Origin of the sequence: Micromonospora sp. CB01531 (genome assembly GCF_001905095.1) — a bacterium.
Taxonomy (GTDB): Bacteria; Actinomycetota; Actinomycetes; order Mycobacteriales; family Micromonosporaceae; genus Micromonospora.
In genome coordinates this window covers 1-5,799 of sequence record NZ_LWLS01000028.1, presented here as the reverse complement: position 1 = coordinate 5,799, position 5,799 = coordinate 1, and the positions used below count along the sequence as shown (strand labels likewise).

Here is a 5,799-nt window from a genome sequence, read left to right as displayed (position 1 = left end):
ACGCGCGATTGTCGCCCTCGGCAACTCGGTACTGACCATCGTCTGGCACCTGCTGTCCGACCCGAATACCCACTACCAAGACTTGGGCCCGAACTACTACGAGTCGAAGATCAGCCAGCGGCGCCGCCAACGTGACCTCATCCGCCAACTCGAACACCTCACCGGCCAGAAAGTCACCCTCCAACCGCCATCCGAACTACCCGCCGCGGCCTGACGACGCCCTCCACATCAAGCCCGGCCCCGCAACCCGGCGCCGGGGAACTTCCCCTGCCCACTCACTCACCGATTTTCGAGTCAGCATCGGGATGGCTGACCCTCGGGGATAAAGCCCGCGCGATTCCCGGCAGAGGTTTTGTGCCTATACGTCCAAAAGCCACCGAACTTATTGAGCGACCCGCAACACCAGGGATCCTGTCCCGCTGGTTCGCGTCGCATTGATCGTCCAGCAACCAGCAGCGGGAAAGACCCAACCGGTGCCCCACTCGTCGCCCGGCCGATTCCAGTTGCTGCCGCCATGCGGCTCGGGACCCCAGACAGGCCTGACGACTTTTCCATCGGGACCCGTGGCGCTGATCGAGAAGTCGCCACTGCCGGTCATGCGCCAGACCACCTTGATTTCCGTGCTGGTCCTCACTGCAGTTGAAAACAGCATCGCCCACAGCGTTGCGCCGTCACCCGCGCCCTGTAGATCCTGGGATGTGTACTGCGCGGTCGGCGGGCAGACCGAACCGGTAGGCGGTGCAGACGACTGAGTTGCCTGCCGTTGCCCAGAGGTCTGCCGCAAGGGCTCGGATGCGATCTCGCGTGTGGAATCGCACCCGGTCATCGCGATCGCTGAGATCAGACCAAGCCACCAAATTCGGTTGGCAGAACGCGCTAACGGCATAGACAACCATAACGCGTGTCCGCCGCCAGCGTGGTCCGCATAACCGTGAGGTACGCCCGCTTCCTGAGCCATCAACGACGTGAGCCCAGAGGGGTCGACGACGACCAGGCCCAGGCCGTCACCAGGCCGTCGGAGGCCGATCGTGAGGGACCAACGACGACCACTGGTGACGACGTCTGCCCAGGTGACAAGGCGTGGTCGGCTCGATGACCAGGCCGGCCGGAGGGCCTCCTACCTGTAGTTGGTGAGCTGTGGGGTGGCCTGCGTCCGAGTGGGTTTGAGCGCCGAAGGGAGGACTCGGGGGATGGCCAGCAGTGGCAAGACCTGCTTCCATAACGGCATGACCAAGACGGACGGCCCGGTGTCCGCGAAGCGGGTGGCGACGTTGGGTGCTTGGTTCCTGGCCTTTGGCTTAGCGGTGTTGATCATTGAGGTCTGGGTGGGCGGCGACCCGTTCGGAGTGCCGTCGTGGGGGCTCAACGAGTCGTCCTCCGTGGTGGGCGCTGCGTATCTTTGCTGGGCGCTGTGGCTTCGCCGACAGCAATGCTGACAGCAACCGCGCCGGACGGCAGCACGCTGAGGCGCACTGGCATGGACTAACCTCCGAGCGTGCAGCCGTTCCCGGGCGTGTGCGGACGCGTTGCACAGAGGTTGTAAGCGAGATGTCGCTGAGTTGGCTCGCCGGGCTGCCCCCCAGAGCAGGCAATGTTGGAACCGAGTGCGCCACCAGCAGGCTAGCGTAGATCAACACATCAGCCCTGTCCGTCGAAGTGGGTCAAACCCAGCTCTCGCCGGCCCAACCGATACCCCCTGGCGGTTGCTTCCACTCGGCAGCGCGCCTCTTCGCGATCGGCAGGTTCGGCCACCGCTTACGCGCCGCCTGCCGGCTGGCACCCACCGCCGCGCCAAGCTGGGGATATCCGGCACCCCACTGCACCGCTTCCTCTGCGCTTGCCGACACGAGGTCGGCGAGCAGGCCGCGCATCTGCTCGCTGACGGTCATGCGTGCGAGATGAGTCCGCATCCGCTCGGCGCAGCTCGGCTCGTGGTCCGCCCCACGCCCGGCATCCAGTTCGTCCTCCTCGAGCCGCTGCACCCAACCGATGGCGATCGCCCTCAACTGCCACCGCATGTCCTGCCGCTCGTCAGGTGTCAGATCCCGCATGGCGACTCCCTCGTCTGTGGCCTCGTACTTCAGAATCTGGCCGACAACCGTGGTTGTCAATCGTTGTGGCAGCATGAAGCAATAGCCACTTCGGCCATACACTCGGGCAGCGCGTCGACAGCGGCTGGCGGGGCCGCAGGGTGCACTTCAAAGAGCTCATGCAGAAGGCCCTGCCCATCATCCGAAGGATCCCGATCTCGGTTGCTCAACGCTGCCGATCGCGATCGAACAGCGGTATCACTGCCCGCAACGCGGTGATGCGCTGGACGGACTGTCGCAGGACTGCTTCCAGCACAGCTCACTCGGTAGCGGTAGAGGCATCCAAGGAGACAGCGAACGCTCCGGCCAAGGCCGCGAAGCGCCGGCATCTAAGGGCTCACAGAAGTATAAGTAGCGGATTCCCGCACGACGACTGTCTAATGTGGTATGAGCGTGACGGCGGAGACCGAGGAGACACTGGCCGCGAAGTTCCGGGTCTTGTTCCCGCATCTGGATGAGCGGCAGCGTCGTCTGCTGATGGGTGCCGAGGCTCGGGTCCTGGGCCATGGCGGTATTAGGCTGGTAGCCCGGGCCGCTGGTGTCGCGGAGAGCACGGTGTCGCGGGGCGTGTCTGATCTGGATGCTGGTGAGGCGCCGTTGGGCAGATCGCGCCGGCCGGGCGGGGGCCGCAAACGATTGGTGGATCTTGACTCGGGGTTGCGTCGCGCGTTGCTGGCGTTGGTCGAGCCCGACATGCGCGGTGATCCGATGTCGCCGCTGCGGTGGACGACGAAGTCGACCCGCAAGCTGGCCGAGGAGTTGACCCGGCAGGGGTGGCAGATCTCGGCTGACACGGTGGCCGACGCGCTGCGTGGCGAGGGCTTCAGTCTGCAGGCCAACGCCAAGACGATCGAGGGCAAGCAGCACCCGGACCGCGACGCGCAGTTCCGCTATCTCAACGAGCAGGTCAAGGACCATCAGGCCACCGGGGACCCGGTGGTCAGCGTGGATACCAAGAAGAAGGAGCTCGTCGGGCTCTACAGGAACGGCGGGCGGGAATGGCGGCCGGCCGGTGAGCCTGTCCAGGTCAAGACACATGACTTCGTCGACCGGGAGGTCGGTAAGGCGATCCCGTACGGGATCTATGACGTGACCGCGGACACCGGCTGGGTCAATGTTGGCTGTGATCACGACACTGCCGCGTTCGCGGTCGCTTCGATCCGCCGCTGGTGGTCCGCCCGCGGCGCAGGCGACTATCCGCGTGCACGCCGGCTGCTGATCACCGCCGACGCGGGCGGCTCCAACGGTTACCGCACCCGTGCGTGGAAGACCGAGCTTGCGGCCCTGGCCGCCGAGACCGGCCTTGAGGTCACGGTGTGTCACCTGCCGCCCGGAACCCAATGCCGTTGTTTGAACGTTGAACTATCGCGGGCACAGGGTGATGACCTTGGCCACGACACGTCGCGTCGGTCGGCGGTCCCTACTGTTCACCCGGTAGGACAGCTTCGAGGAGTACTTCGAGTCTGGCCGCTTGAGGAACCGATCTGCCTCGCGTAAGCGCCGGACGCCGTTGTCGAGCTTGCGGCTCACCTTCCCAACCAGGGCGGCCAGAAACTGTTTGATCTTCCTGGGAGTGTCCGTGCACTGCCGGACCACGCTGCGCCTGGCGTGCTTGAGGACCTTGATGAACGACACACGGTCCGGGTCGATCCCGTGGTCGTCGGCCAGACCCATGACGATCCGGGTCAGACAATGATGCACGACCAGATGCGCCCAGACCTCCTGGCGCACCATGTCCGGGTCGCCCGAGCGCAAGACTTCAGCCGGTCCACGTTGGAACGTCTTGATCTGCCGGAACGCCGACTCCGCTTCCCATCGCTCATGGTAGAGGGCTGCCAACTCCGCCGCCGGATAGGCCACTGGGTCCACCAGGTCCGTCAGGAGCCTGACCGTCTCACCACCGTCGACCTGGTACTCGATCACCCGGACCAGCACACCGTCGGGGTGGGCGCCCTTCTGCCCGGCCGGGTTCATCCGTGCCAGGTAGGTACCGTCGGGAAGGTGTTCTACCGGCCGGTGCGCCACCGGCAAGCGGGCCCGCAGCAGCAGGTGCGCCCCGGCCCCGGCATACGCCTTCCACAAGACGACGCCTGGGAAACCGCGGTCCATGATGACGAGCATCCCCCTCGCCGAGCCCGCCAGGGCGATCGCCAGTTCCGGCTCTCCGGTGTTGAACCCGCCCACCGCCGCGTCCATCTGGGCATGTGTGCCGCACTCGGTCAGCGTCACCACCCGTACCTGCGCAAAACCCGCCGACTGGCCGGATTTGACCGGGCCGCCGAACGCCGCCCGGTTGGTCGGCGAATCGGGGACGTCCAGCACGAACCCGTCCACCGCGGCCAGGCGCATGCCCTGGTAGAACGACCCCGTGAGGTCGTCGGGGGCCAGCGGTCCGGCCAGCCGCCGGAACAGCGCCCGCAGGACCGGCGACCCCAGCCGCTGCCGGGCACGGGTGAAAGACGACTTGTTCGGGATGAACTCGGCCATCCCGTCGATCCCGCCCACCAGATTCTCCGCGACATCGTCGTAGGAGTCCTGCTGGAACAGAGCCAGGGCGAGGACGAAGTAGACCATGAACCCCGCCGGCAACGCACCGGGCCTGGAATCCCGTTTGCCGCACTCCGCCAACGTCTGCGTCACCAGTTGCGGGGTCACCCACCGTGTGAGCAAACCCAACCGCACGTGCCCAGAAACTCCCATCCATGGATGCATGGCCCGAACAATGACAGCACCGCCGACGCGACGTGTCGTGGCCAAGGTCATCACCCTGTGCCCGCGATAGTTCAACGTTCAAACAACGGCATTGGCCCGGAACCTCAAAATGGAACAAAATCGAGCACCGGCTGTTCTCCCACATCACGATGAACTGGCGTGGCAGGCCGCTGACCAGCCACGACGTCATCGTCCAGTCGATCGCGGCCACCACCACCCGCACCGGCCTGTCCGTGCATGCCGAACTCGACACCGGCACCTACCCGACCGGCACCCAGGTCAGCGACGCGCAGATCACCGCCCTGCCGATGAGACGGCACCGCTTCCACGGCGACTGGAACTACACCCTGCACCCCCACCACGAACAGCCCCCGCCACCGCCCGCCGAGCAGAGCCAAGGCCACCGAAGCGGCGAACACGCCCCGGACAGGGGCCGGCTGTCCCACCCGGAACTGACCGGCATGCCCCGGCACCAGCTCGACGAGCTGGCCGCCGAGCTGGCCGAATCCCAAGCCCGACAGCGTGAGCAGACCCGGCGGGCACGCCGTGGCGCCGAGCGCCGCCGCGCCGCCGGAGCGGGGCCACCGATCAAGCTCGCCGACGCCGATCGGATCCTGGCCACCGTGCTCTACCTGCGCAAACTGTGCACACAAGCCGTCCTGGCCGAGCTGTTCAACGTCGACCGAAAAACGATCACGATCGCCGTTGCGCAGACCCGTCCACTCCTGGAACAGCACGGATACGCCATCACACCATCAACGGCTCGGTTCCCCACGCCGGCAGACCTCATCGCCTTCCTCGCCGCCGGAGACGGTCCACCCCAACCAAAGATCAAATCAGCGTGTTAATCCTCTGCGAGCCCTAACGATCTCGTGCGCAATAGGACGGTCGGTGGCGTCAGTCCGGCATGGGTGATGATCTTCGGGTGTCGATCCGGTGGGCGCGTCGTGTGTTCAGCCATCCCGCGTTCACCGGGATCTCCCGCCGGCATATGCAC

4 protein-coding genes and 3 pseudogenes are annotated in these 5,799 nt (G+C 65.9%); 5 read left to right on the top strand and 2 right to left on the bottom strand.

The features are described 5' to 3' along the window. The 3 genes and pseudogenes from A6A27_RS44160 to A6A27_RS06320 all read left to right on the top strand — a co-directional run. A pseudogene (locus A6A27_RS44160) lies at positions 1-214 on the top strand (hypothetical protein); the annotation flags it as partial. Between the two features lie 349 nt (positions 215-563). Continuing rightward, entirely contained in the window at positions 564-752 is a 189-nt protein-coding gene (locus A6A27_RS42950) for a hypothetical protein (RefSeq protein WP_143193919.1), read from the top strand. 438 nt (positions 753-1,190) lie between these two features. Beyond that, complete coding sequence (locus tag A6A27_RS06320; protein WP_073833608.1) at positions 1,191-1,436, top strand: hypothetical protein; 246 nt, start codon at positions 1,191-1,193, stop codon at positions 1,434-1,436. 225 nt (positions 1,437-1,661) lie between these two features. Here A6A27_RS06320 and A6A27_RS06315 read toward each other — a convergent pair whose 3' ends face one another. Continuing rightward, positions 1,662-2,051, bottom strand: a complete 390-nt coding sequence (locus A6A27_RS06315) for a hypothetical protein (protein ID WP_143193918.1) — start codon at positions 2,049-2,051, stop codon at positions 1,662-1,664. A gap of 426 nt (positions 2,052-2,477) precedes the next feature. Between A6A27_RS06315 and A6A27_RS06310 the strand changes: the two are divergent. Continuing rightward, positions 2,478-3,428: pseudogene (locus A6A27_RS06310) on the top strand (ISAzo13 family transposase); the annotation flags it as partial. Between the two features lie 24 nt (positions 3,429-3,452). Here A6A27_RS06310 and A6A27_RS06305 read toward each other — a convergent pair. Beyond that, positions 3,453-4,877 (bottom strand): IS4 family transposase, encoded by a 1,425-nt coding sequence (locus A6A27_RS06305; protein ID WP_143193917.1) that lies wholly within the window; start codon positions 4,875-4,877, stop codon positions 3,453-3,455. A 20-nt stretch (positions 4,878-4,897) separates the two neighbouring features. On the opposite strand from A6A27_RS06305, the pseudogene A6A27_RS06300 reads away from it, so the two are divergent. Continuing rightward, positions 4,898-5,650 (top strand): annotated as a pseudogene (locus A6A27_RS06300) (ISAzo13-like element transposase-related protein); the annotation flags it as partial. Positions 5,651-5,799 lie beyond the last annotated feature (149 nt).

What these genes read in the sequence shown, in the direction of transcription:
- A6A27_RS06315 (WP_143193918.1), bottom strand. Translation starts at nt 2,051, where the DNA reads ATGCGGGATCTGACACCTGACGAGCGGCAGGACATGCGGTGGCAGTTG.
- A6A27_RS06320 (WP_073833608.1), top strand. Translation starts at nt 1,191, where the DNA reads ATGGCCAGCAGTGGCAAGACCTGCTTCCATAACGGCATGACCAAGACG.